The organism is Pseudorhodobacter turbinis (assembly GCF_005234135.1).
In the GTDB taxonomy this organism is placed as follows: Bacteria; Pseudomonadota; Alphaproteobacteria; order Rhodobacterales; family Rhodobacteraceae; genus Pseudorhodobacter; species Pseudorhodobacter turbinis.
This window is the reverse complement of sequence record NZ_CP039965.1, coordinates 1,439,559-1,465,248: the sequence shown is the minus strand read 5'-3', so window position 1 is coordinate 1,465,248 and position 25,690 is coordinate 1,439,559. Positions and strand designations below refer to the sequence as shown.

Annotated in this window: 19 protein-coding genes and 9 pseudogenes; 17 read left to right on the top strand and 11 right to left on the bottom strand. The window is 56.1% G+C overall.

Annotated elements, in window-relative coordinates:
* The first annotated feature begins 40 nt into the window (after window positions 1-40).
* Genes EOK75_RS19565 through lpdA form a run of 5 tightly spaced genes read left to right on the top strand, consistent with a single transcriptional unit; the run spans window position 41 to window position 5,179 of the window.
* On the top strand, window positions 41-268 hold the full coding sequence (locus EOK75_RS19565; RefSeq protein WP_137195661.1) for a hypothetical protein: 228 nt from the start codon (window positions 41-43) through the stop codon (window positions 266-268).
* Entirely contained in the window at window positions 261-1,493 is a 1,233-nt protein-coding gene (locus tag EOK75_RS19560) for a thiamine pyrophosphate-dependent enzyme (RefSeq protein WP_137195660.1), read from the top strand. The genes EOK75_RS19565 and EOK75_RS19560 overlap by 8 nt, the downstream gene beginning before the upstream one ends.
* Before the next feature lies 1 nt (window position 1,494).
* Window positions 1,495-2,508, top strand: coding sequence for an alpha-ketoacid dehydrogenase subunit beta (locus EOK75_RS19555; protein WP_137195659.1), 1,014 nt, complete (start codon window positions 1,495-1,497; stop codon window positions 2,506-2,508).
* 3 nt (window positions 2,509-2,511) lie between these two features.
* Entirely contained in the window at window positions 2,512-3,798 is a 1,287-nt protein-coding gene (locus EOK75_RS19550) for a dihydrolipoamide acetyltransferase family protein (protein ID WP_137195658.1), read from the top strand.
* Complete coding sequence (gene lpdA, locus EOK75_RS19545) at window positions 3,791-5,179, top strand: dihydrolipoyl dehydrogenase (RefSeq protein WP_137195657.1); 1,389 nt, start codon at window positions 3,791-3,793, stop codon at window positions 5,177-5,179. The genes EOK75_RS19550 and lpdA overlap by 8 nt, the downstream gene beginning before the upstream one ends.
* 159 nt (window positions 5,180-5,338) lie before the next feature.
* Here the strand turns inward: lpdA and EOK75_RS21910 are convergent, their stop codons facing one another.
* Window positions 5,339-5,659 carry an amidohydrolase family protein gene (locus EOK75_RS21910; RefSeq protein ID WP_168199310.1) on the bottom strand — a complete coding sequence of 107 codons (321 nt, stop codon included), beginning with the start codon at window positions 5,657-5,659 and terminating at the stop codon, window positions 5,339-5,341.
* Between the two features lie 376 nt (window positions 5,660-6,035).
* Window positions 6,036-6,785 (bottom strand): site-specific integrase, encoded by a 750-nt coding sequence (locus EOK75_RS21510; RefSeq protein WP_240794148.1) that lies wholly within the window; start codon window positions 6,783-6,785, stop codon window positions 6,036-6,038.
* 275 nt (window positions 6,786-7,060) lie between these two features.
* On the opposite strand from EOK75_RS21510, the gene EOK75_RS19530 reads away from it, so the two are divergent.
* On the top strand, window positions 7,061-8,731 hold the full coding sequence (locus tag EOK75_RS19530) for a recombinase family protein (RefSeq protein ID WP_137195656.1): 1,671 nt from the start codon (window positions 7,061-7,063) through the stop codon (window positions 8,729-8,731).
* Between the two features lie 232 nt (window positions 8,732-8,963).
* On the opposite strand, the gene EOK75_RS19525 is transcribed toward EOK75_RS19530, so the two are convergent.
* The gene (locus tag EOK75_RS19525; RefSeq protein WP_137195655.1) at window positions 8,964-9,425 is read right to left on the bottom strand and encodes a hypothetical protein; all 462 of its coding nucleotides are present in this window, start codon (window positions 9,423-9,425) and stop codon (window positions 8,964-8,966) included.
* Window positions 9,426-10,688: 1,263 nt separating this feature from the next.
* Between EOK75_RS19525 and EOK75_RS19520 the strand changes: the two genes are divergently transcribed.
* A complete protein-coding gene (locus EOK75_RS19520; RefSeq protein WP_137195654.1) occupies window positions 10,689-11,096 on the top strand; it encodes a universal stress protein in 408 nt (135 codons plus the stop codon).
* An 89-nt stretch (window positions 11,097-11,185) separates the two neighbouring features.
* On the opposite strand, the pseudogene EOK75_RS19515 reads toward EOK75_RS19520, so the two are convergent.
* Window positions 11,186-11,865: pseudogene (locus EOK75_RS19515) on the bottom strand (IS6 family transposase).
* 259 nt (window positions 11,866-12,124) lie between these two features.
* Between EOK75_RS19515 and EOK75_RS19510 the strand changes: the two are divergent.
* Together EOK75_RS19510 and EOK75_RS19505 are read left to right on the top strand one after the other, a co-directional pair.
* Window positions 12,125-14,275 carry an esterase-like activity of phytase family protein gene (locus tag EOK75_RS19510; protein ID WP_137195653.1) on the top strand — a complete coding sequence of 717 codons (2,151 nt, stop codon included), beginning with the start codon at window positions 12,125-12,127 and terminating at the stop codon, window positions 14,273-14,275.
* A 398-nt stretch (window positions 14,276-14,673) separates the two neighbouring features.
* A pseudogene (locus EOK75_RS19505) lies at window positions 14,674-15,101 on the top strand (transposase); the annotation flags it as partial.
* A gap of 38 nt (window positions 15,102-15,139) precedes the next feature.
* Here EOK75_RS19505 and EOK75_RS19500 read toward each other — a convergent pair.
* Window positions 15,140-16,227 (bottom strand): IS3 family transposase gene (locus EOK75_RS19500; protein WP_137192138.1). Its coding sequence is split into 2 segments (ribosomal slippage): window positions 15,140-15,966 and window positions 15,966-16,227, totalling 1,089 coding nucleotides; the frame shifts between segments, so codons are not numbered across the junction.
* A 182-nt stretch (window positions 16,228-16,409) separates the two neighbouring features.
* Between EOK75_RS19500 and EOK75_RS19495 the strand changes: the two are divergent.
* The 6 genes and pseudogenes from EOK75_RS19495 to EOK75_RS19470 all read left to right on the top strand — a co-directional run.
* Window positions 16,410-16,928 (top strand): annotated as a pseudogene (locus tag EOK75_RS19495) (ParB/Srx family N-terminal domain-containing protein); the annotation flags it as partial.
* Window positions 16,925-17,827, top strand: a pseudogene (locus tag EOK75_RS19490) (phage portal protein); the annotation flags it as partial. The pseudogenes EOK75_RS19495 and EOK75_RS19490, both read left to right, overlap by 4 nt.
* Window positions 17,827-19,137 (top strand): S49 family peptidase, encoded by a 1,311-nt coding sequence (locus EOK75_RS19485; protein WP_137195652.1) that lies wholly within the window; start codon window positions 17,827-17,829, stop codon window positions 19,135-19,137. The pseudogene EOK75_RS19490 and the gene EOK75_RS19485, both read left to right, overlap by 1 nt.
* A 44-nt stretch (window positions 19,138-19,181) precedes the next feature.
* A pseudogene (locus EOK75_RS21505) lies at window positions 19,182-19,496 on the top strand (head decoration protein); the annotation flags it as partial.
* Window positions 19,497-20,021: 525 nt separating this feature from the next.
* The gene (locus tag EOK75_RS19475) at window positions 20,022-20,249 is read left to right on the top strand and encodes a hypothetical protein (protein WP_137195650.1); all 228 of its coding nucleotides are present in this window, start codon (window positions 20,022-20,024) and stop codon (window positions 20,247-20,249) included.
* Window position 20,250: 1 nt separating this feature from the next.
* On the top strand, window positions 20,251-21,108 hold the full coding sequence (locus EOK75_RS19470) for a hypothetical protein (RefSeq protein WP_137195649.1): 858 nt from the start codon (window positions 20,251-20,253) through the stop codon (window positions 21,106-21,108).
* 176 nt (window positions 21,109-21,284) lie between these two features.
* On the opposite strand, the gene copM is transcribed toward EOK75_RS19470, so the two are convergent.
* The 4 genes and pseudogenes from copM to EOK75_RS19445 form a co-directional block, all read right to left on the bottom strand.
* On the bottom strand, window positions 21,285-21,737 hold the full coding sequence (gene copM / locus EOK75_RS19465) for a CopM family metallochaperone (protein WP_137195648.1): 453 nt from the start codon (window positions 21,735-21,737) through the stop codon (window positions 21,285-21,287).
* Between the two features lie 102 nt (window positions 21,738-21,839).
* Window positions 21,840-21,932, bottom strand: a pseudogene (locus EOK75_RS21500) (glutaredoxin); the annotation flags it as partial.
* A gap of 1,144 nt (window positions 21,933-23,076) precedes the next feature.
* Window positions 23,077-23,242, bottom strand: a pseudogene (locus EOK75_RS21695) (GreA/GreB family elongation factor); the annotation flags it as partial.
* 774 nt (window positions 23,243-24,016) lie between these two features.
* Window positions 24,017-24,184 (bottom strand): annotated as a pseudogene (locus EOK75_RS19445) (IS5/IS1182 family transposase); the annotation flags it as partial.
* Between the two features lie 30 nt (window positions 24,185-24,214).
* On the opposite strand from EOK75_RS19445, the gene EOK75_RS21905 reads away from it, so the two are divergent.
* A complete protein-coding gene (locus EOK75_RS21905) occupies window positions 24,215-24,415 on the top strand; it encodes a 2Fe-2S iron-sulfur cluster-binding protein (protein ID WP_420821958.1) in 201 nt (66 codons plus the stop codon).
* Here EOK75_RS21905 and EOK75_RS21900 read toward each other — a convergent pair.
* A pseudogene (locus EOK75_RS21900) lies at window positions 24,394-24,483 on the bottom strand (hypothetical protein); the annotation flags it as partial. The gene EOK75_RS21905 and the pseudogene EOK75_RS21900 sit on opposite strands and share 22 nt — an antisense overlap.
* Before the next feature lie 401 nt (window positions 24,484-24,884).
* Window positions 24,885-25,379, bottom strand: a complete 495-nt coding sequence (locus EOK75_RS19430; protein ID WP_137195646.1) for a hypothetical protein — start codon at window positions 25,377-25,379, stop codon at window positions 24,885-24,887.
* A gap of 137 nt (window positions 25,380-25,516) precedes the next feature.
* Here EOK75_RS19430 and EOK75_RS19425 point away from each other — a divergent pair, with 137 nt between their 5' ends.
* Window positions 25,517-25,687 (top strand): hypothetical protein, encoded by a 171-nt coding sequence (locus EOK75_RS19425; RefSeq protein WP_420821939.1) that lies wholly within the window; start codon window positions 25,517-25,519, stop codon window positions 25,685-25,687.
* Window positions 25,688-25,690: the final 3 nt, after the last annotated feature.

Here is a 25,690-nt window from a genome sequence, read left to right as displayed (position 1 = left end):
CAAATTAAATACTATCATGCTGTCAGGTTGGAGGATCTGAATGGACATAAATTTTCACTGCAAGCACCCGCTGAACACTGTCGCGCGCGTAATGGACATCGCCCGACGGATGGACATTGATTTCGACCAACTGACCATGCGCCGAAAAGAATGCGGTCAGTTCGCAGTCAATTTCGCCCTAAGAACAGGCGATCAAACCGTCCGCGACAAGTTTTTCACACAGCTCCGTCAATGCCACGACCTGACACAGGACAAGTATGATGTTTGAAGAAGTACCCCCCCATTTAAAAGTCCCCGAACCTGCCCTCCGTAAAGGCGACAGCCCCGACTTCACCCATGTCCAGATCCCCCACGCCGGAGAGGTTAGACGGCCGGAACCGGACTCGAACCCCGAAGACATGCGCGACCTTGCATTTACAATCCTTCGGGTCCTGAACAGCGAGGGAGAGGCCGTCGGGCCGTGGGCCGGCTCTTTGTCTGACGAAGCGCTAAAGGAAGGCCTGCGCCATATGATGACCCTGCGTGCCTATGATGCGCGCATGCAAACGGCACAACGGCAGGGCAAAACCTCCTTTTATATGCAGCACTTGGGGGAGGAAGCTATTTCATGCGCCTTCCAAAAGGCACTCCGTCAGGGGGATATGAATTTCCCGACCTATCGGCAGGCGGGACTTCTGGTTGCTGCCGGCTATCCGATGGTCAAGATGATGTGTCAGGTCTACTCGAACGAGCAGGACCCCGTGCGCGGCCGTCAGCTTCCTGTTTTTTACAGCTCCAAGGAACACGGGTTCTTCTCGATCTCGGGGAACCTTGCGACGCAATATGTGCAAGCTGTTGGCTGGGCCATGGCCGCAGCCATCAAGGGCGAACGCAAGCTGTCGGCGGCATGGATCGGGGACGGTTCAACCGCAGAAAGCGATTTCCACGCGGCACTCGTCTTTGCCTCGACCTATAATCCGCCGGTCATTCTGAATGTCGTCAACAACCAATGGGCCATTTCCACCTTCCAAGGTATTGCACGTGGTGGCGTTGGCACATTTGCGGCCCGTGCGCATGGTTTCGGTTTGCCTGCACTAAGGGTGGACGGGAATGACTATCTTGCGGTTCATGCCGCGGCAACCTGGGCGGTGGAGCGCGCACGACGCAATCTGGGGCCGACCCTGATAGAATATGTGACCTACCGTGCAGGCGGTCATTCCACATCGGATGACCCCACAGCCTACCGCCCCAAAGAAGAGGGCAAAGCCTGGCCATTGGGCGACCCTATTCTGAGGTTGAAAACCCATCTCATTCAAAAAGGGCTCTGGAGCGAGGAACGCCACAAACAGGCCGAAGCCGAAGTGATGGATGAGGTGATCGCCGCGCAAAAAGAAGCTGAGGCAATCGGCACCTTGCATTCAGGCAGCCGCCCCAGCCCTCGCGATATGTTTGAAGACGTATACGCAGAGATGCCCCCTCATCTGATACGCCAACGCCACGAGGTAGGATACTAACATGGCCCGTATGACAATGATCGAAGCCATTCGCGATGCCCACGCGGTTGCGATGGAACGAGACCCTGATGTGGTCGTGATGGGCGAGGACGTCGGCTATTTTGGCGGTGTTTTCCGCTGCACAGCCGGATTGCAAAGCCGTTTTGGCGTTCAACGCTGCTTTGACACGCCCATCTCCGAACTCGGCATCGTCGGCACCGCAGTCGGGATGGCCGCTTTCGGCCTTAAACCCGTCGTCGAGATTCAGTTCGCCGACTATATGTATCCGGCCTATGACCAGATCGTAAGCGAGGCGGCACGGCTGCGATATCGCTCGGCAGGGGAATTCACTTGCCCAATAGTGGTGCGAATGCCGACGGGCGGCGGCATCTATGGCGCGCAAACCCACAGCCAAAGCCCGGAATCGCTATTTACCCATGTGGCCGGTTTGAAAACCGTTGTGCCGTCAAACCCACGCGATGCCAAAGGCTTGTTGCTTGCGGCAATTGCCGACCCCGATCCGGTCATTTTTCTAGAGCCGAAGCGGCTTTATAACGGTCCCTTCAACGGGCATTTCGACCGCCCCTCCGAAAGCTGGGCCAAGCATGAAATGGGCGATGTAGAAGAGGGGTATTACGAAACTCCGCTAGGCAAGGCTGCGGTCCTGCGCGAAGGCAGCGCCGTGACGTTGTTGACCTATGGCACGATGGTGCATGTGGCGCTGGCCGCTGTCGAGGAATCCGGCAAAGACGTCGAGGTGATCGATCTGCGCACATTGGTACCGCTCGACCTAGAGACGATCATCACATCGGTCACCAAAACAGGGCGCTGCATCGTTTTGCATGAAGCAACCTTGACGTCCGGTTTTGGAGCAGAGCTGACCGCGCTTGTGCAAAGCGATTGTTTCTACAGCCTCGAGGCGCCGGTCTTGCGGGTTGCCGGCTGGGACACACCCTATCCTCACGCCCAGGAATGGGATTATTTCCCGGGCCCCGAGCGTGTGAAACGGGCAATCACCAAAGTCATGGAGGGCTAAAAATTGACAGAACAGACCTATAAGTTGCCTGACATCGGCGAAGGGATTGCGGAGGCCGAAGTCAGTGATTGGCTGGTGAAAGTCGGCGATCTAATCCGCGAGGATGACATTATTTGCGAGGTCACGACCGACAAGGCAACAGTGGAAATTCCTGCTGCCATTGGTGGTAAAGTTGTATGGCTTGGCTGCAAGGCCGGGGACATCTTGGCAATCGGCAGCGATCTGATCAAGATCGACAGCGACGAAACCGTTGCCACCTCGACACCGGCCGATCCTGCGCCAGCCCCGCCTGTTTCCGCCCCGGCCGAACCTGCTGCCCCCGCCCCGAAAGCCAAGGCAGAACCTGCCGCTCCGCCCCCCGCGCGCAGACCGGCCCGCTCTGACGCTTTGCCGATAGTGCGCAATGCCGCAGGTCGCCCACTCGCATCCCCCGCAGTAAGGGGCAGGGCACGCGAATTGGGCATTGACCTGCGGCAACTAAGAGGGAGCGGCAAAGCCGGGCGCATCGAGCACGAAGACCTGACAGACTTTATAAACCACGGCCCCGATCTTAGTGCGCTTAAGGGCCCTACACGCCGCATGGGCACCGAGGACATACGGGTCACAGGTGTGCGCCGCAAAATCGCCGAACGTATGGCACAGGCGAAACAGCAGGTCCCTCATTTTTCAATCATTGAGGAAGTCGACGTCGAAGCCCTAGAGGAATTGCGCGCCAAGCTGAACGCCCGGTTCGGTGCCGATCGTGGTCGCCTGACAATCCTGCCGTTCTTGCTGCGCGCCTTGGCCGAAACAGTGGTCGACCATCCGGAAATCAATGCCCATTACGATGCCAAAGAGGGGGTTATTACCCGCTTTGATGCTTTGCATTGCGGTATTGCCACGCAAACAGATGGTGGCCTTATGGTGCCTGTCGTCCCCCACGCCGAAGCCTTGAACCTTTGGGCCACAGCCCGCGAAATCAAACGCCTTTCTGACGCCGCCCGCAGCCGCAAGATCGGACCGGAAAGCTTATCTGGCTCTACCATGACGGTCACCTCCCTTGGCAAACTTGGGGCTTTGGCAACAACGCCGATCATCAACCAACCCGAGGTGGCCATCGTCGGTGTCAACAAGATTGACGTGCGACCCGTCTGGGATGGGCGAACCTTTATCCCGCGACAGATGATGAACCTGTCGTGCAGCTTCGACCACCGTGTTGTGGATGGATGGGCTGCCGCGGAATTTGTGGCCAAGCTGAAATCCTTATTGGAAACCCCTGCAATGCTATTCATGGAGTTGGGCGATGATTGAACTTAAATGCTCGCTATTGGTCATCGGCGGCGGCCCTGGTGGTTATGTCTGTGCATCGCGCGCCGCGCGCCTAGGGGTTGATACCATCCTTGTAGAGGGCAAGCGCGTCGGGGGCACATGTCTCAACGTTGGCTGCATTCCATCCAAGGCACTGATCCATGCTGCCGACCTTTATCACAACGCGGCCCTTCAAGCCAAAGAGGGCCTACAGGGCATAACTGTCTCGGAACCGAAGCTGGATTTCGGCAAAACGCAAGACTGGTCGCAAGGCATCGTAGACCGGCTTTGCACCGGCGTGAGCGGCCTGCTTGAGCGTAGCAATGTCAAAAGCGTGAAGGGCTGGGCGCGGTTTCGGGATGGCAAAACCGTCGAGATCCAAAGCGAGACGGGCCCGATGTTGGTGACGGCCGAGAACATCGTGATTGCCACGGGTGCCCGCCCTGCGGAATTGAGCGGGTTCCCCTTTGGTGGCCGCATACTCGATTCAACTGCGGCCCTTGCTTTGGATACGCCACCCAAAAGGCTGGCCGTGATTGGCGGCGGGTATATCGGGCTGGAACTGGGAACGGCCTTTGCGAAACTTGGAAGCCAAGTGACCGTGATCGAGGCGGGCGAGCGTATTTTGATGCAATACGACGACAAGCTGACACGCGGCGTGAAACGTCGGCTTGAAACGCTTGGCATCGATCTGAAGCTGTCCACAAAACTGGCGAGCTGGGACAATGACAAGAGCATTCTGGGGCTTACCACTGCGGATGGGGCCGAAACGCTGGAAACCGATGCCGTTCTGATTACCGTCGGGCGGACACCCTGCACCGATGGGCTTGGCCTAGAAGAGCTGAGCTTGCGCCATGATGGCGCTTTCATCGAGATTGATGACCATTGCCTTACCTCTATGCGCGGCGTCTATGCCATCGGGGATGTGACGCCGGGGCCAATGCTGGCCCACCGTGCCATGGCCCAGGGTGAAATCGTCGCTGACATTGTCGCGGGCACCGCCAATGCTTGGGACAAGGCCTGTGTGCCCGCCGTTTGCTTTACCGACCCCGAGATTGCCACAGCAGGCCTGTTGCCGTCAGAGGTACCCGAAGGTGTCGCCACAAAGGTAAGCGAATTTCCGTTTCGTGCCAACGGCCGCGCCATGACGCTGGATGATACCGAAGGTTTTGTGCGGATCGTGGCGCGCGAGTCCGACCATGTCATCTTAGGGATTCAGGCTACGGGCTCTGGTGTCTCCGAACTTGTGTCGGGGTTTGCGCTGGCTATTGAATCGGGCTTGCGCGCCGAGGATCTGGCCGGAACAATCCACGCCCATCCCACCCTCAGTGAGGCGCTTCAAGAAGCCGCGCTGTCGATATCCAGCATGGCAAACCACGGCTAGTCCGCATCCCGCTCCGCCTCACGCATTGTTCAAAAATGCATATTCCGAACAATGCGTGAGGCGGAGTGATAATCCCGGCAGGTACCAAACGCCCTTCCCAGAAAGCCTTTGACCCGCCGAACAAGCACAGCTGCCAGCACCACCTCTTTTAAGCCAAGACTAGAATCCGTAGAACTTTACAGCATTATCCCAAAGAATTTGCCGCTTTAGACTTTGAGTTTTGGCTACAGCCTCAAGCGGGTTCAGCATCGAAATAGCAGGCGGTCGTACCGCCTCGGTAGCCTGCGGCCAATCCGACCCCCAAACAATGCGCTCAGGAAACATCTCTACCAATTGCAGCGCCGTATCGCGAAAGCCCTTATCAGCCTGTCCGCCAGGCACGCCCCGCAAATATTCCCCGCTAAGCTTTACCCAACCACGCCCAGAATTGCAGAGATCGCAAACCAGCTCAAAAGCGACCCTATGGTGAGCGATATACACCAGCGGATCTCGTATCTGATGGACCAAGGCCCGGACACGGATGGCTCGGCCGCCTGCTGCGATCAGAGAAGGGCACCTTTGCCGCCGCGTTCATCTTTGAAGACGGCGGTAAAATCTATGGTGATCAACACGAGACGTGGGTGATTGAGCAAAGCCCAAAAGCTGATGAGGTCGTGCATGGTTTAGGCGGGACACCCGCCGCCGAAAGCCGGGATTACGAGCCTTCAATCTGAGGTTACCCAATTCAGTGTTGGACTGTCGGCTTGACCCGGAAATTGGCCCCAAGCCCGCAATCGCCCCCCATGGGATCAGCCGTTGCCCCGAGATCAGACGCCCTATTCCGAATATCAAGCCTTTCGAATATCGGATTAGTCTTTCAATACAGATGTTGGACCACTGGAAAACTGGGCCGGTTTTTGAAGTATCCCGCTGCGGCAGGACCACTCGACACAGGTATCGACGCTCTCGGCCTCCACGATCGGATATCCTTGCGCACGGCCTCCGGCAGATCAGCGATACGGCCAAGCTGCGTCGCCACGTAGTGCCGCAAGCTGTGGAACACCTTGCCCTCCGGATTACCGTTGAGCCGGGTCTGAACCAGCTTGCGGAAGCGGTAATCGAGCTGACCTCCGAACCCCGAGCCCTTGCGGGGCCGCAGGTCGAGGAAGAGATCGGCTTGCGGCCCGTGCCGGGCGATCTGGCGGGCGGCGTGGTCAATGAGCCCGAGATCCACCAGCTGCGGATGCAGAGGCAGGTCGCGTTTGGCCGTGAGCGACTTGAGCCCGCGATTGGCGTTCGGCGCGATGATCAGCGCGGGCAGCCGGAATTCGCCCTTGAAGTGCCGCCCCAGGCGCAGGGTGACCAACAGGTAGTGCAGCACCTCGAGCGGCGGGAATTCGTGTTCATTGATGACCTTGTTGTAGCGGAACATTTCCTCTGCGCTGGAGCCCGGCCAGTCAAAATGCTCGACCGCCCATTGGACGAAGACGCGCTTGAACGCTTTCGTCTTGGTCAGGCCTATGGACCCATGTTTCTGGGTATATTGCAGCGTCAGCAGCGCCGCGCGCAGGAGCGGTGAGTGCACAAGGTCGGGATGGTCATTGGACAGGGGGTGGAATGTGATCATGCCCGATGCTGCCACGGGGTTTTCCGCGGGGCCAGGAGACCTCGGCCGATGGCACGAGAACGGAAGAGACATGCATGCGAAAGGGAGGTGCCAAATGCATCGCCTCTTGCCGTGTCTTCCGACCATGCCACAGGCGGGCAGCGGGAACATTTCTTCGCCATGATCCGGGCTCTGGCCCGCGAAGCCGCCAGAGCCGATCACGAAACAGGCCTAGATAATACACCTGACTCGAAGCATTCTACCAATTAAGCTACATTTCAGAAGTGGATATTCCCATGACACAACCTCTTCGTGCCGTAATCTATGCCCGTTTTTCCACTGACATGCAGCGCGATGCATCAATTGACGACCAGATCCGCTCTTGCCGTGAGCATGCCAAGCGGCAGGGTTTAAACGTGATTGAAGTCTATTCCGACAAAGCGATCTCTGGCGCGAGCCTGATGCGCAGTGGCATTCAAAAATTATTGCGAGACGCACAAGGCAACGTCTTTGATGTTGTCTCATCAGAAGCACTTGATCGCTTGTCGCGCAATCAAGCTGATATCGCCGCGATCTTCCAAAAACTGCAGTTTCGAGGCATCATGATCGAGACAGTAAGCGAAGCCATGATTTCCGAGATGCACATCGGCCTGAAAGGCACGATGAACTCCCTATTCATCAAAGACCTCGCCATCAAAACCCATCGTGGCCTCAAAGGGCGTGCCCTCGCCGGTAAATCAGCGGGCGGCAAGGCCTTCGGCTATCAAAATGTCATTCACTATGATGCCAGCGGTGAGCCGATCAGGGGTGACCGCAAGATTGATCCTATCGAGGCAGACGTGGTGCGGCGCATCTTCACTGATTACGCGGCAGGCCTTTCCCCGCGCAAGATTGCGGAAAAATTGAACGAGGGCGGCATCACTGGCCCAACGGGGCGTGGCTGGGGCACATCAACCCTGCACGGCAACCGTGAGCGCGGCACCGGCATTCTGAACAACGAGCTCTACATCGGACGGCAGATCTGGAACAGACTGGCTTATGTGAAAGACCCCGACACTGGCAAGCGCGTGTCTCGGCTCAATCCAGAGGCCGACTGGGTAATCACCGACGTTCCGGACCTGCGGATCATCGACGATGCACTTTGGGACGCGGTAAGAGCCAGACAAGGGGCCATGAAGGTAAAGAACTCAGACGTTCCAATCTGGGACAGGCGCAGGCCCCGGACCCTGTTCTCTGGCTTGATGGCCTGTGGGTGCTGCGGCGGCGGGTTCTCGAAGGTAAACAAAAATAGCTTTGGCTGCTCGATAGCCCGCAACAAAGGCAAGGCATATTGCACTAATATGGCTATGATCTCACAGGTCGAACTGGAGGAGCTTGTCCTCAAAGCCCTGCAAGACAACCTGATGGATGAAGATGCCCTGAAGGTGTTCTGCGAAGAATACGCCAAGGAGCGCAACCGCCTGCAAGCGACAGCATCGCAAAATCGTAGTGCGTTGGAAAAGGAGCTGGCGAAGACAAAGGCAGACCACGCAAAGCTGGTCGATGCCATCATCGCAGGCGTTCCCGCCGAGCAGGTGAAGGACAAGATGATCGCGCTGGATGCCCGCCGGATCGAGCTTGAGGCGCAGATGGAACGCGATCCGGCCCCGTCGCCCATCCGGCTACACCCGAAACTGGCAGAGACCTACCGCGACAAGGTCGCTACGCTGATCCGGCAACTTCAGGAACCCGACGGTATGCTGGAGGCAAAGGGAGCATTGCGCGGCCTGATCGACCGCATCGTGCTTCAGCCTACCAAACCCGACGGCAAACTCGCAATTCATCTCGAAGGCGCTTTGGCGCAGCTTCTGATCCTGAGTCTGGGGTCCAAAGGCAATCAAGGCCCGAGAAGTAAATCTCAGGCCATTGATAACATTGACGAATTAGTGTTGGTTGCGGGGAGGCCGCAACCGCCGCAATCTACCTGATCTGCGCAGCTTCGTTTGAAGAAGTTGATCTGAGAAGAATCTCTAGGCCATTTTTTTTCGCAATGCCCAAGTTAAAATATTCAGCTATACTGATAAATTACTGACAGCACCTTGAAAATGTTAACATACCTAAGCTCATTTGGGGGCGGCTGCTTTGTGACACGGGTCCTACGAGAGTACACATGACTGTGGAGAAATCCTAGACCAGCGGCCAGTCACGCAGCCCAGAAGCCTATTCTTTCGTCCCAAACCCCTTTGGTGCGCGGACGTCAAGATCAACAGGCAGGCCCGCGTCTTGCAATAGGTCGACGGCCATAGACTCTGCATTCGGGCCAGCGTTCACTATCTGCCGCCAGATGTCGCAAACATCAGATACAATTCGGGGCTCTGATACAGCGCGTGCCGTATGAAGCCAGACAGACAGCCCGTCGCTACTGTCATACTCGCGTGTTTTGCGCAGGGCGGCGATTTTTGTCTGCGTTTTAGAGACAAAACGCGAGACCTCTCTAGGCGTCCAGTCGATCATGCCGTACAAATTCTGCCCTTGGGCAAGATATGTGGCTGCCCAAAACGTAGTAAACGCGGCGTGACTTTCCAAAAAATGCGATTTTGCTTCGGCCAGCTTGTTGGAGAGCGCGTTGGCCGCATCAACGAGTGCCGCAGTGGCTTTTTCTTGCTTCCAGGCGTTAAACATAGTGTCCTCCTACCCCCTTTATGACGGAAATAGCAAAAAAGGGAAATTGCATTCCCGAACAGCCATATCTAATGGGGTCAAGGCTTGGGCGCGGATTCGTAAATGGATTGCTAAGGGCATGTGGATGTACCCTATCGTGCGGTCGGGAAAAGTGGATCGAACACCCGACGTTTAAAATCGCACCCCCGCGCGTTTCGCCACCTCATCCGCAATGACGCCCCTGCATAATAAAGTCTTGGTCGTGGCTGTTCGCAACATCCCAGTGTCGGCCGCAGTAAATACTAATGCAAATCCCGGACCACAGGTCTCCGCAATATCTTGCCATACTTAAGGGGGCAGGCCCTGTCAGCGGGCGAAAACAGGGATGCAATCTGCGGTCGCCTTGCTGGAGCACCCTCGGGGGGGGGGGGGGAACGCACAGTATCACCAGTCTCGACGAGAACATGAACCGAACTGTGAGCTTGCAGGCTCGACATGACATGCTCGCAATTCGAAGCACAGCCACGGCAATCCGATGTTATTTTCCCCATACTGACCCAGATCTGTGCGGGATCTTCATTGTCGAAGGTGAAAGCTGCCTGGTTGCCTGTAGGGCTGCGGCCGCCGAGCATGAAGTTGATGCCTGAGTTCGCAGATAAATCACCCCCTCGTTACAGGTAACGTAAATCTGGTTTCCAAGACCATGTGAAACTAAACTTTCAGAGACATCCTGCCCTATCCAGACACCCACATGCTACCTCAACCACAAGCACACGCGGGTAGCCTTAACAGCAACCGTATTGTTTTGACTTTGACGATCAATGAGACAAAAATCTAACTTTGATCAGGTGTTTGAACGTTGCAGCGCGATGCCGCCTCAGCAAGCAAAATCGCAGCCTCAATACAATCGATTATTGGTATACCGTGCCGTTGCGTTAGTTCTGGCCCTCGGCCGGTCAGCCCGCCAGACCCCAGACCCCAGACCCCAGACCCCAGAATGATTGCGCCAGCACCGTCGACGGCTCGTGCAATCTCAATAGTCTCATCCAATCGAGAATTAGCCCCTGTGTCACCCGAAGCCGCCGAAGCAACGCCAATGCCCGCTGCACGGATTGTACACTGATCTTGCGCCCCCAGCCGTTCGATTAAAGAGCGACTGCCCGGCACCATGGGCTCAACGCCAACAACGTGTCCTTTGTGTTGCGGGTCATCGTCTGGCTGATCTGAATCAATGCAAGTCTTATCTACCCGGTCTATCCAGAGTAATCATATTTGGAGGTCAACATGTACAAGCATATCCTTGTTGCCGTCGGTTTTGACGACGAGCATGATCCGGAGCAGTCCCTTCAGGCGGCAAGTATACTCGCCGACAAGGGTGCTCGCGTTTCCATCCTTCACGTACAAGAGGAAGTTCCGAACTTTGCTATTACTTACATGCCTGAGGGCTACGGTGAAAAGCTGAAGGTCGCGATAAAGGATCGGCTTGATGCGTTGGCGTCGCGGTTTGAAACGGGAACTGGTATCCTTCTTGAGGGGCATTCCGGCCGGACAATTCTCGACTGGGCTAAGGCGAACTCAGTCGATTGCATCGTCATCGCATCGCATCGGCCGGGTCTGCAGGATTATCTGCTCGGCAGTACCGCTGGCCGGGTTGTACGTCATGCGCAATGCTCTGTTCACGTCGTTCGATAACCGACGCTACAATGCAGATTATTACAGATTACTTCACCGGCATCGCCAAGTTGTTAAGGCGTATTTTTGAAAGGTCATGTAGGCTGACTTCAAGCCACAATCTCCACGGCATAATCGGCCCACAGGCAGAAAACATCTGCCCTTGCATGACGGTATAAAGTTACTGAGAGGCGGAAGCTTTGTGCCTGTCTGGGCGACTTGAACCTTTTCTCGTCGTCGCGGGGGCCTGTGACCGCCCTCAATTCTGTTGTTGAGGCCCTTCTGAGCCAGATGATCGGCGTCCGGTGCTTGATGAGCAACCGGCTTGATGTAGCTGCGTAATTTGACGGTAATGACAACCCTTGGTTGGCAGAATTGTGCGATCAGCCTTGCCATGAAGCGCGTGGCGGCTTTGGCATTTCGGCGCGTCTGAACGAAAACATCGATCACGTCGCCGTTGGCGTCTACTGCGCGCCAGAGCCAATGCTTCACGCCATTGATCGGAACACGACCCTCTCGCACATGCAGGCAAGCGCTGCCGGGCAGCGCCATCATCGAGATGCCACTTGTCATTCGGCCGTGGCCGGTCGCGGCGGATGCAATGAGCCCCGAAACGATTGACCCAGAGACGGACTGCTTCCCGGCTGACAATCAGGCCACGTTCGGCAAGCAGATCCTCGGCATCCGCAGTCCTCAGCGCGAACCGATGGTACGCCCAGGCCGCGTAACCGATGATTTTACCGGGGTGACGAAACCCCTTAAGGCGTAGCATTGTGCCCGGTGATTTCATGCGCCACCGTCTAGCCAATCCAGTAGGACTGAGCAACTTGGCAATGCCTTCATAACCGCTCGCCAGGTTTTAGGCATGCAACTCGCTTGCGGTTCACCGGAGAGAGGTCGCTGTGTGAAAGGTTTGAAAACAAGTTCCTCCGTTTTCTTATCACTTCGAGCGGCCGGAAGTATTCATTAGGCCGTTACAAAACCTTCACCTCGCCGTCATGAAACGCCCCAACAGTGCGCGCGAAAGCTATCACTTTGGGGAAACAAGAATGTCACTAAAACTACTCGGCATGACGTCAGTCATTGCGATCACCGCGACGGGTGCTGCGGCTGAAATGAACTTCAACCGCATCAGCAACTTTGCGACATTTGCCAATAACCAAGACGCGTCAGCGGAGTCATCCGCCGAGATCATCAGCGCTTCAGGCGACGGCATGACGCTGGTTTATTCTGACAGCCCGCTCGGCGTCATCGGGTTGATCGACATCACGGATCCCACCGCACCCTTGGCGAAAGGCAATATCGACGTTGGCGGCGAACCGACGGCCGTGTCCGTTTTGGGCAATATCGCCATGGTTGGTGTGAACACATCGGAAAGCTACACAGCACCATCGGGGATGTTGAAGGCTTTCGACCTGACAACCATGGAAGAAGTATCCGCCTGCGATCTCGGCGGTCAGCCAGACAGCACCGCGACCGCACCCGATGGCAGCTTTATCGCCGTTGCGATTGAAAATGAACGTGACGAAGATTTGGGCGAAGGCGGCCTTGGTCAAATGCCGGGTGGTTATGTTGTAACCATCGGCATCGAAAACGGCGTCCCAGCGTGTGACAGTATGGTGCAGATAGACGTCAATGGCCTGGCCGACATCGGCCCTAATGATCCTGAGCCAGAGTTTGTGGATGTGAACGCCGCGGGTGAAATCGTCGTAACGATGCAAGAAAACAACCACATCGTGGTCATGACCCAGACAGGGGAGATTCTAAACCACTTCTCAGCCGGATCTGTCGATCTCACTGAGATTGACACAACGGATGAGCGCGGCGCGCTGTTGTTCACCCAAACCCAAGAAGGCCGCCTGCGTGAACCGGATGGCGTCCAGTGGATCGACACGGATCACTTCGCTATCGCAAATGAAGGCGATATGGACGGCGGCGCACGTGGTTGGACCATTTTCAACAAAGACGGCACCGAAATTTTTGAAGCAGGCAACAGCTTTGAGCATGCCATCGTCCAGATTGGCCACTACCCCGACAAACGCTCAGACGCCAAAGGCGCAGAGCCCGAGGGCATGGAATTCGCCATTTTCAACGACATACCCTATGCTTTTATCCTAGCCGAGCGCGCCTCAGTAGTTGGTGTTTATGACGTCACGGATCCCAGCGCACCGGTCCTCACGCAAATGCTCCCGTCCGGGATTGCACCTGAAGGTGCCATCGCGATCCCGTCGCGCGGCCTGTTCGTCACAGCCAACGAAGCAGATCTGATCGAGGATGGCGGCATTCGTAGTCACGTCATGATCTATGAATACCAAGACGCACCCGCTGCCTATCCGCAACTTACATCTGCGGGTGCGGATGAATTGATCGGCTGGGGCGCAATTTCAGGCATGGTCGCGGGTGAGGACGGCATTGTCTACGCCATCAACGACAGCTTTTACAGCTACCAACCGACGATCTTCACCATCGACACCACTGTGAAACCTGCACAGATCACCAATGCCATGCCCGTCACGCGCGGCGGCTTTGCGGCGCAAAAGCTTGACCTCGAAGGCATCACACGAGACGGCGAAGGTGGCTTCTGGCTGGCCTCAGAAGGTCGCACTGATCGGATGACCCCACATGGAATTTACCACGTCAACAGCGACGGTGAAATTGACAAAGAGATCAGCCTGCCTGTGGAGCTTCTCGCGGTCGAACGCCGGTTCGGGATTGAGGGCATCACACTTATCAACGGAACGCTTTGGATGGCAGTTCAGCGTGAATGGGCAGACGATCCTGCCAATCACGTAAAGCTGGTTGCCTATGACATTGAAACAAGTGAATGGGGCGCGGTTTTGTATCCAACAGCTGCGGCTGATACGGGCTGGGTCGGGCTGTCTGAAATCGTAGCCTACGCAGGTGACGTCTATGTCATCGAGCGTGATAACCAGATCGGCGACAATGCCGCGATCAAAATGGTCTATCGCATTTCCGGCGACCAGATGGTTCCAGCACTCCTTGGCAGCGAATTGCCTATTGTGAGCAAAGAAGCCGTTTACGATCTGATCCCCGACCTACAGGCTGGCAACGGCTATGTCGTGGACAAAGTCGAAGGTCTGGCGATTTTTGCAGATGGCGCAGCTTGGGCCAGCACGGATAACGACGGCGTCGATGACAGCTCAGGCGAAACCTTTTTTTGGTCAATTGGCACCTTCTAAACCAACTTGGCCTTAACAACGCGGTGCGCAGGAATGACTGCGCACCGTTTTCGTTTTGAAGGCTGCGTATATCGAAGATTTGATCCCACATTCCTCCGTTGCCGAGCGCCCCCACAGCAACCATCTACTTCCTATACCTGACACTTTTTGCGGGGTTTGCAGTCGATCGAAATTGGACATTGATCTATGGGGAGGCATGGACCGGTTTGTCCCGCAAACTGTTGATCCGCAGATAACCTGATTTCGCAGGAGCAGCGAATGTCCCCTTCGGTGGGCCGCATTGCAGCATAGCAACAGTAGAGCGGCAGTAGAGTGAATGGCATGCCCCCACTGAAGTTCTCTAATCGCATTGGTCAAGTTCTTTGATTGATGCCTTAGCACGCGCCGGGTTCATGGTTCAGGCCAAAGCAAAGGGCCATCTGCACGATATCCACTGGCCGACAGGGCGTTGCGCAGCAATGGCCCGAGAGGCTGGCAGGCTGAAACCCGTGTCGACGCTGAGGCTGCATTCGACTACTTCGTCGCGACATATGGTGTGAAATACGACAAGGCCGTCGCCAAATTGACCAAAGACCGCGACGTGCTACTGGCGTTCTATGATTTTCCTGCTGAGCATTGGAAACACATCAAAACTACCAACCCAATCGAAAGCACCTTCGCCACGGTTCGGCATCGCACCGGCAAAACCAAAGGATGCCTCAGCCGCAAAACGGGCCTTGTCATGGCGTTCAAGCTGATGCTGTCAGCCCAGACCAAATGACACAAACTCGACGGCGCAAACCGTATGCCTGAGATCATCCAGGGGATTGAATTCAAGGACGGTATGGTAATCGCCCCCTTTTTAACGGGGTGCATCTGTAGAACTTACGCGGCCATTTTCAGTTTCATAGCGGGTGTGATGCCGCCGATGCCCATGTTCGGGCGGTCGTTGTTATATGTCCAGAGCCATTGTGTGGCCTGATCCTGAGCCTCCTCGATGCTTTCGATGATGTATTGATCCAGCCATTCATGCCGAACCGTCCGGTTGTAGCGCTCGACATAGGCGTTCTGCTGGGGCTGTCCGGGTTGGATGTGCTGGATCGTAACACTATGTTTCTCAGCCCATTTTCTCAGTGTTTCGCTGATATATTCCGGCCCATTGTCGACCCTGATCGTGCCCGGTTTTCCGCGCCATTCGATAATGCGATCAAGGCTGCGGATGACCCGTTCGGCAGGGAGCGAGAAATCAACCTCGATCCCCAGCCCTTCGCGGTTGAAGTCGTCCAACACATTCAAAAGCCGAAAAGCCCTGCCGTCGCCGAGGCGATCCGCCATGAAGTCCATGGACCAGGTCACATTCGGTCTGTTCGGGACCGCCAGAACGTCAGGCTTCTCCCGTTTCAGCCGCTTGCGCGGCTTGATGCGCAGGTTCAGTTCCAGCTCACAGTAGATCCGGTAGACCCGCTTGTGGTTCCACGGATGCCCCTTCACGTTGCGCAAATGCAGGAAACACAGGCCAAATCCCCAAGTCTTGCGCGCATCCGTCAGCCCTGTCAGCAGATCGGCGATCACCTCGTTCTCGTCTTTCAGCTTCGGGCTGTAACGATAGCAGGTCTCGCTGACCTCGAAGGCCCGGCACGCCAGCGCGATGCTGACGCCCCGTCGCTCTACCGCCGTTTCGGCCATCTCGCGGCGCTGAGATGGCCCCGTTACTTTTTTCCGAGGGCTTCCTTCAATAAGTCCGCCTGCATGCTCAGATCTGCATACATCCGCTTCAGCCTGCGGTTCTCTTCCTCCATGGCTTTCATCTGGCTGACCATGGATGCATCCATGCCACCATACTTCGCACGCCATTTGTAAAACGACGCATTGCTCATGCCATGTTCACGGCAAAGCTCGGCCACCGGCACACCACCTTCGGCTTGGCGCAGGATCGCAAGGATCTGGGGTTCGCTATATCTGGTCATTTTCATTCAAAATCTCCTCGTTCATCTTGCCGAGAAAATTCTACTTCCGCAGCCCCTTACTTTCGGGGGGGATTACCCCCCCTCGCGGGCGCTTTCGTAATTCCCCACATCGCGGATCCCGATCCTGCCGCTGGCATCGCCCGGCGCGCATCGCGCTTAACCGCCCTGCCCCAAATGAAAGCCACAACATGGACCTGGTCTTTGCACCGAGCCAGATCGAGACTTGGCCGCTTGACCGGCTGCGCCCTTACGCCCGCAATGCCAAAATCCACGGCACCGATCAGGTGGCCAAGATCGCGGCCAGCATGGCGAAGTTTGGCTGGACCGTGCCCTGCATGGTAGCCGACGATGGCGAGTTGATCGCGGGGCATGGCCGGGTGCTGGCGGCCGCCATGCTCGGGCTGAAGGACGTGCCGGTGATCCGGCTCAGCCATCTCGACGAGGCCGAGCGCCGCGCCTATCGCATCGCCGATAACAAGCTGACCGAGTTGGGCGAATGGGACGAGGCGATGCTGCGCGACGAAATCGCGGGCTTGCTGGCCGAGGATTTCGACCTGTCGCTGCTGGGTATCACTGACGAGGATCTGGATGCCCTGCTGCGCGATCCGGATCAAGCGGAAGGCGGCGCGGTCGAGGGCGAAGATGACATCCCCGAACCGCCGGTCACGCCGGTGTCGGTGGAGGGCGATCTCTGGCAGCTCGGATCACCAATGAGACCGTCCGTGTTCCCGCCGTGGATGTGATCCATGTGATGGACCCGGTCGAAGCAGGCCAGTTGCGCGGCGTGTCACGTTTTGCCGCTGCCATCGTGAAACTGTTCACGCTGGACCTCTACGACGATGCAGAGCTGGAGCGCAAAAAGATCGCTGCTATGTTCGCTATGTTCATCACTTCACCCGCCCCGGAAACGCCGCTGGACCCGACCGACGAGGATCTGGAGGTTGAGCCTGGCCAAGTGGTACGGCTGGATCCCGGCGAGGATATCTCGACGCCCGCCACCCCGGATTCCGGCGGCACCTACGAGCCATTCCAATACCGAACCCTGCTGCAAATCGCAGCCGCACTCGGCATCCCCTATGGCTATCTGACCGGCGACACCGCCAAGGGCAATTTCTCCAACACGAGGATTTCCCTGATCGAATTCCGCCGCCGCATCTCGGCCTGGCAGCATGGCGTGCTGGTGTTCCAGCTGTGTCGTGCGGTTTGGGCCCGATGGATGGATGTAGCGGTGCTGTCCGGTGCTATTGATTTTCCCGGTTATGACAGCCAGCGGCGGCAATATCAGTCCTGCACATGGTTGCCGACAAAATGGGACTGGATCGACCCGATGAAGGACGCCTCCGCCGAGATCCTGCAGATCGAGTCCGGGCTGAAATCTCGCACGCAGGCCATCTCTGAACGTGGCTATGACGCCGAACAGGTCGACCGCGAAATTGCTGCCGAGCGCAAACGCGAATTGGCGCTGGGCCTCGACTTCCGCCGTCCGGGATCCCCGGCGCAGGGACCGGGTGCTGCAAGTAGCAAAGACGGCAAGCCTGACGACAACGCAGACGACAATGCGCCGGATGACGCTGCAGACAAATCCGACCCGAAGGATGAACCGTGATGCACCACGCGCAGATCGCCCAGCGCGCCTTCAACACGCCCCTGATGGTGGACCCAGCCAAGGCGCTGGCGTTCCTGTCCGGGCTGGGGCCACGCATCACCGGGCAGGAGGTCACCTTCCAAGGGCTGGAGGCGGTGGCAGAAGACCAAGCTGCAGCTGCCCTCCCGGCCCGCGCTTCGCTGTTCGGCAATGATCTCGCCCAGCGTCACCAGCGCAACGGCAGCCAACCCTACCCGGTGGTCGACGGCATTGCCGTGATCGAAATCGCGGGCACACTTGTGCACCGTGGCGCCTGGATCGGGCAATCTTCGGGCCTGACGTCTTACGAGGGCATCGCGGCACAATTGCAGGCGGCTATCGCGGATCCCGGCGTGCGTGGGATTGCGCTGGATATCGACAGCTTTGGAGGTGAGGTCGCCGGGGCCTTCGATCTGGCGGATCGCATCCGTGCCGCCCGAGCGCAAAAGCCGGTCCACGCCTTCATCGCTGAACACGCCCTGTCAGCTGGCTACGTTCTGGCGTCTCAGGCGGACCGCATCATTCTACCGCGCACCGGGGCGGTCGGCAGCATCGGCGTGGTCGCCCTGCACACCGACATGAGCGGCGCGCTGGATCAAAAGGGCATCGCCGTCACGCTGATCCATGCGGGCGTGCACAAAATTGACGCCAATCCCTACCAGCCCCTGCCCGAGGCCGTGCATAACCAGATGCAGCGTGAACTGGAGGTCGTCCGCTTCCTCTTTGCAGAAACCGTCGCCGCAGGTCGTGGGGATCGCCTCAGCCAAGCGGCGGCACTTGCCACAGAAGCAGCTGTGTTCCGCGGCGCCGATGCCATTGCCGTCGGTCTTGCCGATGAACTTGCGGATCCCGTCACCGCCTTCCGCGCTTTCGCTGCCGCCCCGCGCGACACCACTTCCTCCAACAGAAAGGGTCCAACGATGACCACCACGCCCGCCGACACCCCGAACTCAGCACCACTTGCCGCAGCACCAATCGCAACCGAACCGACCATCGCTGCGAGCGCGATCACCTCAGACGCCACCACGATGACTGTCGACGCCGTGCGCGCCGAGGCGGCCGAGGTGGCGCAAGTCTGTGCTCAGGCCGCCCGACTGGGTGTGTCCATCGACGCTGCCGACGCGGTATCACGCGGGTTGAAGCCCGAAGCCTTGCGCGCGCGCGTGCTGGCCGACCTTGCCGCCCGCAGTGATGCTGCTGGCATTGTCGCGACCGCCCCGGCAGCGGCGGTCGCCAAAGACAGCCCGATCATTGCCGCCGCCAAAAAAGCTGCGACCGACGCCAAGCGTTGATCCAGCGCCCACGTCGCAACCCACAATAACATGGAGACTGACCAATGCCCGTCCTGACGGAACCGCCCAGCATGGGCGATGTCCTCAAATATGAGCTCAACCCGAACTACACCCGCGAGGTCGTAACCCTTCTGGTGGGCATGCCCTACCCGGTCGGCGCAGTGCTCGGAAAAATTACCGCCAGCGGCAAATACAAGTTGGCGACCAGTGGTGGCGCTGATGGTGCGCAGACCGCCAACGCGGTCCTCCTTTATGCCGTCGATGCCACGCTCGCCGACGCCAACGGTATTGTTCTCGCACGCGGCCCCTCGATCGTGTCGCGCGCTGGCCTCCGGACCATCACTGCCGCCGTCACGGATGGGCTCGACCACCGTCTGACGATCTCCTCAAACCTTGGTGAGCCGGTTCCGCTTGGCACAAAAGTGCATTTCCTGACGCTGGTGCGTTCTGACGCTGACCGGGTGGAGATCAGGCATGGGGCTGTGGCGAGCGAAGTGACTCTGCCGGTCGTGGAGGTTCTGGGGTGAGGCCCGGTCATCTTCTGAAGGGACGCGGCACACAGCGCCGCCGCTTCCGAATCGAACCTTCATGGACAGCGTGGCTAACGGCAGGTTCGAGCCCTGATTGACGGATGCTGCGTGATGTATGGATGTCAGCTATCATAAGAGCGCCAAAAAGGATCATTTTTAGAATGATCACTGCAACAGCATACGCTCATTTACTTGATAAATTTACGAAAACCTGAACAACACCTATTAAACACTATAAATTTAGACAACGAAGAAAACTTACTTACCCGCGCTAGAAACTAATTTGTATCTTTTTACTTAAAGTTGTGCACTACTAATAAGATCGTTCACAATGAAAGATTCATGGAGAGAATTATGAAAGAAGGATTTAAACCTGTTGAAATTCATCTGACAGAAATTGCAAATTTTGATATGCCCAAAGAAGTCCGAGAACGACTAACGTCGGATATGCTGGCGGGAAAAGGGTATGAGGCGTGCCACGTTATAATTCAGAAACAGACCGGTATATGGATCCCTGAACTGGAACAGGTTTTCAAAGACTTGGACAAGCTGCTAGGTCTCCCCTCCCCCAAAGGAGCTTAACTTGAACAAGCCTTCGCAGCTACTGTTACAGAAGCTGCGAACACCTACCGTATTTGAGCGTGAACATTCCATGCTAGATTCACAACTTCGTGGCTGTGTCGAATGTTTGGATTTGTCAGATAATTGCACAAATAAAAAGTTCTGGCTCTTAACGAATGGAGGCTTCGAATCAATTAATGATCCGAAGTGGGAAATTAACTCTGAGAATTCTGTGATGTCCGCTTTGAATATGCTTCATGGGCAAGTTGCTCTAAATGGCATCTCTTCTTTGCTGGAATTGTGCGTTGACCATGTAGTAATTTTTAGGAGCACCGCGAGAAATTCATTCTACCACCCACAGCTTCCAAGAGTAATTTTCATAAACATCGAACAGCAAAGCGGTCCATATCATATCTTGGAGGAACTAGTTCATCAAGCAGGGCATGCCACTGTAGATTCAATAAGTAGAAACTGCTCTTTGTATGTGGACGCAAGAACCGCGTCATCTTTCTCTGTCGATCATCATGACCGCACGCCCGAAGAAATGGGAACTGTTGTTAGGTTTCACTCGTTTGTTACATTGTCATTGGTGTGCGAAACACTGTCTCTTTTGGAAAAGCCTAAGGATGCAAGTAATGCTGCTCTCATGACCGGAAGGCTTTCTTATGCGTTTCACAAACTGGCCTACGATCTTCAATTTTTTATTGGCGCTATGGAGCTTTTGAAGAAGGACGGATTACTCTTTTTCAGAGGTTCATTCGAGTTGTATAATAGTATTCTAAGAACCCATGAGAATAGAATTTCAGAATGCGAGATGCGCGATCAGCCATATGTTTTCAACGAAGAAATTTTCTTAGGACACAACGCATTGATGCTCTAAAAATCCTAAGGTAGATCGTTGCCTATGTTGCGATAATACTCTCCCCGTCTTTTTAACATAATTTTTCTGTGCGGTTTTCGATAGTGCCCCTTCCAAAAAGGGCCCATTTTGAACGTTCCAAAATTGAAATTTTTTAGACGGGCTGCACAGTTTAAAACTTTGCAGTCCGTCTCAGATCAGTTCACGTTTATGGCCAGCCAATTTTTCATAAGCTCAATTTCGCCAACCTGTGCGTCCATGATTTCCTTGGCAAGCTTGATCATTTCGGGATCATCGCCATGGTCCAGCAAGACCTGCGCCATGTCTATTGCACCTTGGTGATGCGCAATCATGCCACAAGCAAACGCAACATCGGGATCTTCATTCATCATGCCTTTTTCCATGGCAGGCATGGTAATCATCATCTTGCGCATGTTTTTCTGAACATGTTCAGGGGAGGTGCTGAGGTCAACGCTATCAGACCCCGTCATTCCATCACTATGGCCCATGGCTGAATGGTCCATTTCACCCATTTCGGTAGATGTGATACAATGCTCAGGAAGCTGGAATTCGGCATCTTGAGCAAAAGCGGGGAGCGAAAATGCTGCCGCTGCGAGCGCTGTTGCAAGGGATAAGTTCACAAAGTTCATCTTGATTTTTCCTTGGGGTTTGAATGCAAAGTGGGCGCAGATGCGAACCCAACAAGGTAATAGCTAAGCCTTCCAGTAAGTGGAGGGTCAAATGCTAGCGGATCACAGTTTCGAGAGCATCCAGGCCGCCATACCAATCAACATCAAGTTCTCGGTCAATGACACAAAGCCAAGTGGTACATTTCTGTCACCACCATCCATTTGACTATATTGTTGATTTTTGCGCCACACACAGTTCCAAAAAGGACCATTTGATTAACGGCTCACCGAAGCGGACCTTGGAGCACATTGAATCAAGGTCCCAAAAGTCCGCACTGCCGCCCTTGGGCACCACCGCAGCGAAGGCCCGCTCCCGCCCTTCCAGCCGAACAAACCTTAATCGACCGAAGCGACCGGCAATACGCGCGCCTGCACAGGCCGTGCTCGGGCGGGAACCAATTGCCGACCGGTGCGTTTAATCCGTGGTGACCAATAACGGGCTCCAGAATAGGAGACCACATCTCGATATCCTCAAATCTTCGAAATCGATTAACTGTCCTCGACAATTTTGGAACTGACCCCGGCTCGCTGAGTGCGGACACTTATATTCCGGATAACTTCCCCAAGAACGGCCCGCTCGTCGTTGTGCTGCATGGCAGCACCTAGTCGGCGGAAAGCTATGATGTCGGCTCGGGTTGGTCTACGCTTGCCGACGAATACGGGGTAGCGCTCTTGTTTCCAGGCCAAAGACTGGCCAACAACCTCCTTGGCAGTTTCAACTGGTTTAAAACTGGGGACAGCCACCGCGGCGGCGGCGAACCACTCTCTAACCGTCATTGCGATGACCATTCATCACCGCTCCGGCGCGGCTATGGTAATATCGACCTTGCGAGCTGTTATACTGGGGGTTCTCAGCCCTGTTGCGTTCACGTTTGTGCTTGCAGTTCTGCTAGAACCCTTGGGGGCAGTCCTATCGTTCTTCCTAGCACTCATTGCTGGTGTTCTCGCCACCGCTGGGTTGATTAACGTGCAACGGACTGGCGCCAGCGCCTAACTCTGACGCAACCTCTGGTCGTGCCCCGTTTTAGTTCCTGTCTCTTTCGAGCAATGTTTGCTATGAAAGTGATTAAGAATGGCACCGAGATACACAGACGCGTTTCGGCGTGATGCAGTGCGGTTACAAGTCGCCTACCACGACCGTAAGTTTCATCAGATTTGGGCGTGGGTCTTTCGACTTTGAACAAATGGGTTCAGAAGCATCCGTTGGCTGGAAGGCGTGTTTACACGCCGAGAAGGGGGCAGCGGATGAGCGATCGTCATTCTCAAGGGGGCTGATTTGAGGAAATTGATGGATGAGGGCCTAGAGGTGAAGGTCACCAAAGGATTCCGGTTGGTAGATCACCTTCTCGATGCGGATCCGGCGCGTGCGATCTCTGACCACCCAATCGATAGCGTCGCCTTCCTGATAGCCCAAAAATCGCCGTACCGACATCGGAGAGAACTGAGAGCTTTCCCGCACCGCAATCCGTCAGTGCGTCCGTCACCCCGTCTCGACGCGCAAATTCAACAATGTTAGTCGTTTCCATGGTGGTGTATCTCCTTTGGTTGGGCTGCTGTCTCTCAACAACAAAGCAACCAGATACGCCGCCAACCTTCAAACCGCCCAAACACCAGATTCAGTCACAGCTCCTCAATGAGCGGTCGCAGATCATTTGGGTAAAGGACCGGCTGGTGCTCAGTCGTGGCGACTACGTTTCGAAAATGTTAATGGATCATGACTGGTGGCAAAGCCGAAACGCGTCATAGATCGCGGTGTGGATGTTCCGGCTGGCCTGAGCATCGCCAATTCGGTGCAGCTCGTACCCTAATTGCCCGCGAGGCTGCGGCGTGTTCGCGATCAGCGACTTGATATCGGTAACGCCGCCATTCCCGGCCACCTCGCGCAACGCGTTGAACAACTCGTTGTCCGGGACCGTTCCCATATCGACGATTACCTGATCGACCGTCAGTTCGGTGTGTTGACGCGTCAGTTCATTGATAAGCGTCGCGACCAGCTTATTTGACCCACGCGCAATGGAAACCAACCGCATGTCCGTATAGGGGCGCAAGTCCATGCGGGCGAATTCGGTTTTCCAGCGCGTGACCTCGGCATAGGTTAGATCTTGAGCCAAACCGCCGTCGATGGTGGCAAACGTCACCTCGGATCCGGCCTGCTGCGCCATCTGAGCCGCAAGCGGCGCGGGATGCCGCCCTGTGCCGTCCCAGACCAGCACCGATTGGGCGATCTTGCGGTCGCGTCCGATCACAGCATCGGAAAATACCACAGGCCGTCCGGGTCGACCGTCACGCGGTGCGCGCCAGACCATGTCCTTGTCGACCCAGATCAGCAGCGCCCCCCGCTTGCGCAGCGACACGTTGTAGCTGGACCAGTTCGTCGTGCGGTAGCGGGCGGGAGATGGCTTGCTCATGCACCGCGTCTAACAGCATGGATTCGCAAAGTGAATCCTCCGTCGACGGACTTGGGCAACAACGCCGTTCTACGCGAACAACTGGGACTAATCGGCGCAAAGCTGGGTTGCGGGCAAGGTGAGTGCGGCGCGTGTACGGTACACATAAACGGCAGCTTCACCGTATTTATATTTGTTTTAGGATATCGACTGCCAAACCATTCTACTGCTTCGCTTTTTGAGAAGACCTGACCGGGTGCAAGATGTTCCTCCGCCCACTTTATTAGAAGGTCTTTTGTAGACTGTTCGTAGATTGCCACTTTCGTAAATCCTTTGCCGCAAAACTATCTCTAAAAACTCATTGGCAGAGTCTAGAACGCTCACTTCCAACATATCAAACCGGTGGACCTGTGTGCACTGCAATGTCAGCAGCGCCGCGCACAGCAAGGGCGACTGCGCGAGGTCTAGATGGTCATTGGGAAGGGTGCGGAACTCGATCATTCGGCGATGTTGCCACGGGGGATTGCCCCGTCGCAAACGCAAAAGGCCCCCTGGGTTTCAGGGGGGCTCTGTAAACGTTGACGTGGCGTTGACGTAAAACGGGTGTGCTTATACACAAGCGAAACGCTCAACATTTAAGTCTTTGATATCATTTAGGATTTTGGTTGCGGGGGAGGGATTTGGACTTTGGCGAACTTTCTTTGATGTTGTCAGTTAAGTTTTACGCAGGGACATTTTCGTTGCTATCGTCGCCATTGTCTTTGGCCTGTGCTTTCGCGGCTTCGCGTTCGGCTTCTTCCTTCTGCTCGCGCAGATCATCTTCAACGCGCTCAAAGACGCCCTCGGGCATAGTCGCGTGTTTTGCGATGCGGCGGCGATTGCCAGCCGTCGCGAGCATACTGATTTCGTAGTAGAAGTCCGCAGCCGCTTCAGCATCGTTTTCCGATAAGAATGCAACCCATTCTTCGATCGTATCGGCGATTGCCTTGCGGGCGGCTCCCCGCGGCGATTTTCCGGCACTTCCCTGAACCGGCGCGGTCGCCCGACCCTCAACCGGAACAAGCCTTTGCCGGGCTTCAGCCGCTCTGCTCCGATCCATGGTGTCGAAAGCCAGAATAAATCGGCCACCACCTCGATCATGCAAACATATCTGCCCGGCGTTACCGGAAACAGCGGAACGGCGCTGGGCGGCTTTTCCTGTCTGCTTTCCGGACAAAGCGTAAAATATCAATAAAACAAGAGCGGAATTGATTCCGGCGTTTCAATTCCGGTCTCCGCCTAGGTTCCGCCCCTGACCATCTGCTTGGCTGTCTCTGAAACCGGCATCTGCCGGGTTTTGGATAGGAGCTTGATATGCAGACCACGGTCCCTGCCCCGCAGGATAAACCTCTGAACCTTTTGGCCGACTGGATCAGCCGCGAACAACTGGCTGGTGAACTCGGGCTTGCCAGCGATACCCTCGCCAGATGGGAGGCCCGCCAGCTTGGCCCGCCTTGTACACGGATTGGGCGCAAGGTGCTCTAGGCG

What these genes read in the sequence shown, in the direction of transcription:
- EOK75_RS19525 (WP_137195655.1), bottom strand. Translation starts at nt 9,425, where the DNA reads ATGTTTAACGCCTGGAAGCAAGAAAAAGCCACTGCGGCACTCGTTGAT.
- EOK75_RS19555 (WP_137195659.1), top strand. Translation starts at nt 1,495, where the DNA reads ATGGCCCGTATGACAATGATCGAAGCCATTCGCGATGCCCACGCGGTT.
- EOK75_RS19530 (WP_137195656.1), top strand. Translation starts at nt 7,061, where the DNA reads ATGACACAACCTCTTCGTGCCGTAATCTATGCCCGTTTTTCCACTGAC.
- EOK75_RS19520 (WP_137195654.1), top strand. Translation starts at nt 10,689, where the DNA reads ATGTACAAGCATATCCTTGTTGCCGTCGGTTTTGACGACGAGCATGAT.
- EOK75_RS19475 (WP_137195650.1), top strand. Translation starts at nt 20,022, where the DNA reads ATGAAAGAAGGATTTAAACCTGTTGAAATTCATCTGACAGAAATTGCA.
- copM (WP_137195648.1), bottom strand. Translation starts at nt 21,737, where the DNA reads ATGAACTTTGTGAACTTATCCCTTGCAACAGCGCTCGCAGCGGCAGCA.
- EOK75_RS19560 (WP_137195660.1), top strand. Translation starts at nt 261, where the DNA reads ATGTTTGAAGAAGTACCCCCCCATTTAAAAGTCCCCGAACCTGCCCTC.
- EOK75_RS19510 (WP_137195653.1), top strand. Translation starts at nt 12,125, where the DNA reads ATGTCACTAAAACTACTCGGCATGACGTCAGTCATTGCGATCACCGCG.
- lpdA (WP_137195657.1), top strand. Translation starts at nt 3,791, where the DNA reads ATGATTGAACTTAAATGCTCGCTATTGGTCATCGGCGGCGGCCCTGGT.
- EOK75_RS19425 (WP_420821939.1), top strand. Translation starts at nt 25,517, where the DNA reads ATGCAGACCACGGTCCCTGCCCCGCAGGATAAACCTCTGAACCTTTTG.
- EOK75_RS19565 (WP_137195661.1), top strand. Translation starts at nt 41, where the DNA reads ATGGACATAAATTTTCACTGCAAGCACCCGCTGAACACTGTCGCGCGC.
- EOK75_RS19485 (WP_137195652.1), top strand. Translation starts at nt 17,827, where the DNA reads ATGCACCACGCGCAGATCGCCCAGCGCGCCTTCAACACGCCCCTGATG.
- EOK75_RS21510 (WP_240794148.1), bottom strand. Translation starts at nt 6,785, where the DNA reads ATGATCACATTCCACCCCCTGTCCAATGACCATCCCGACCTTGTGCAC.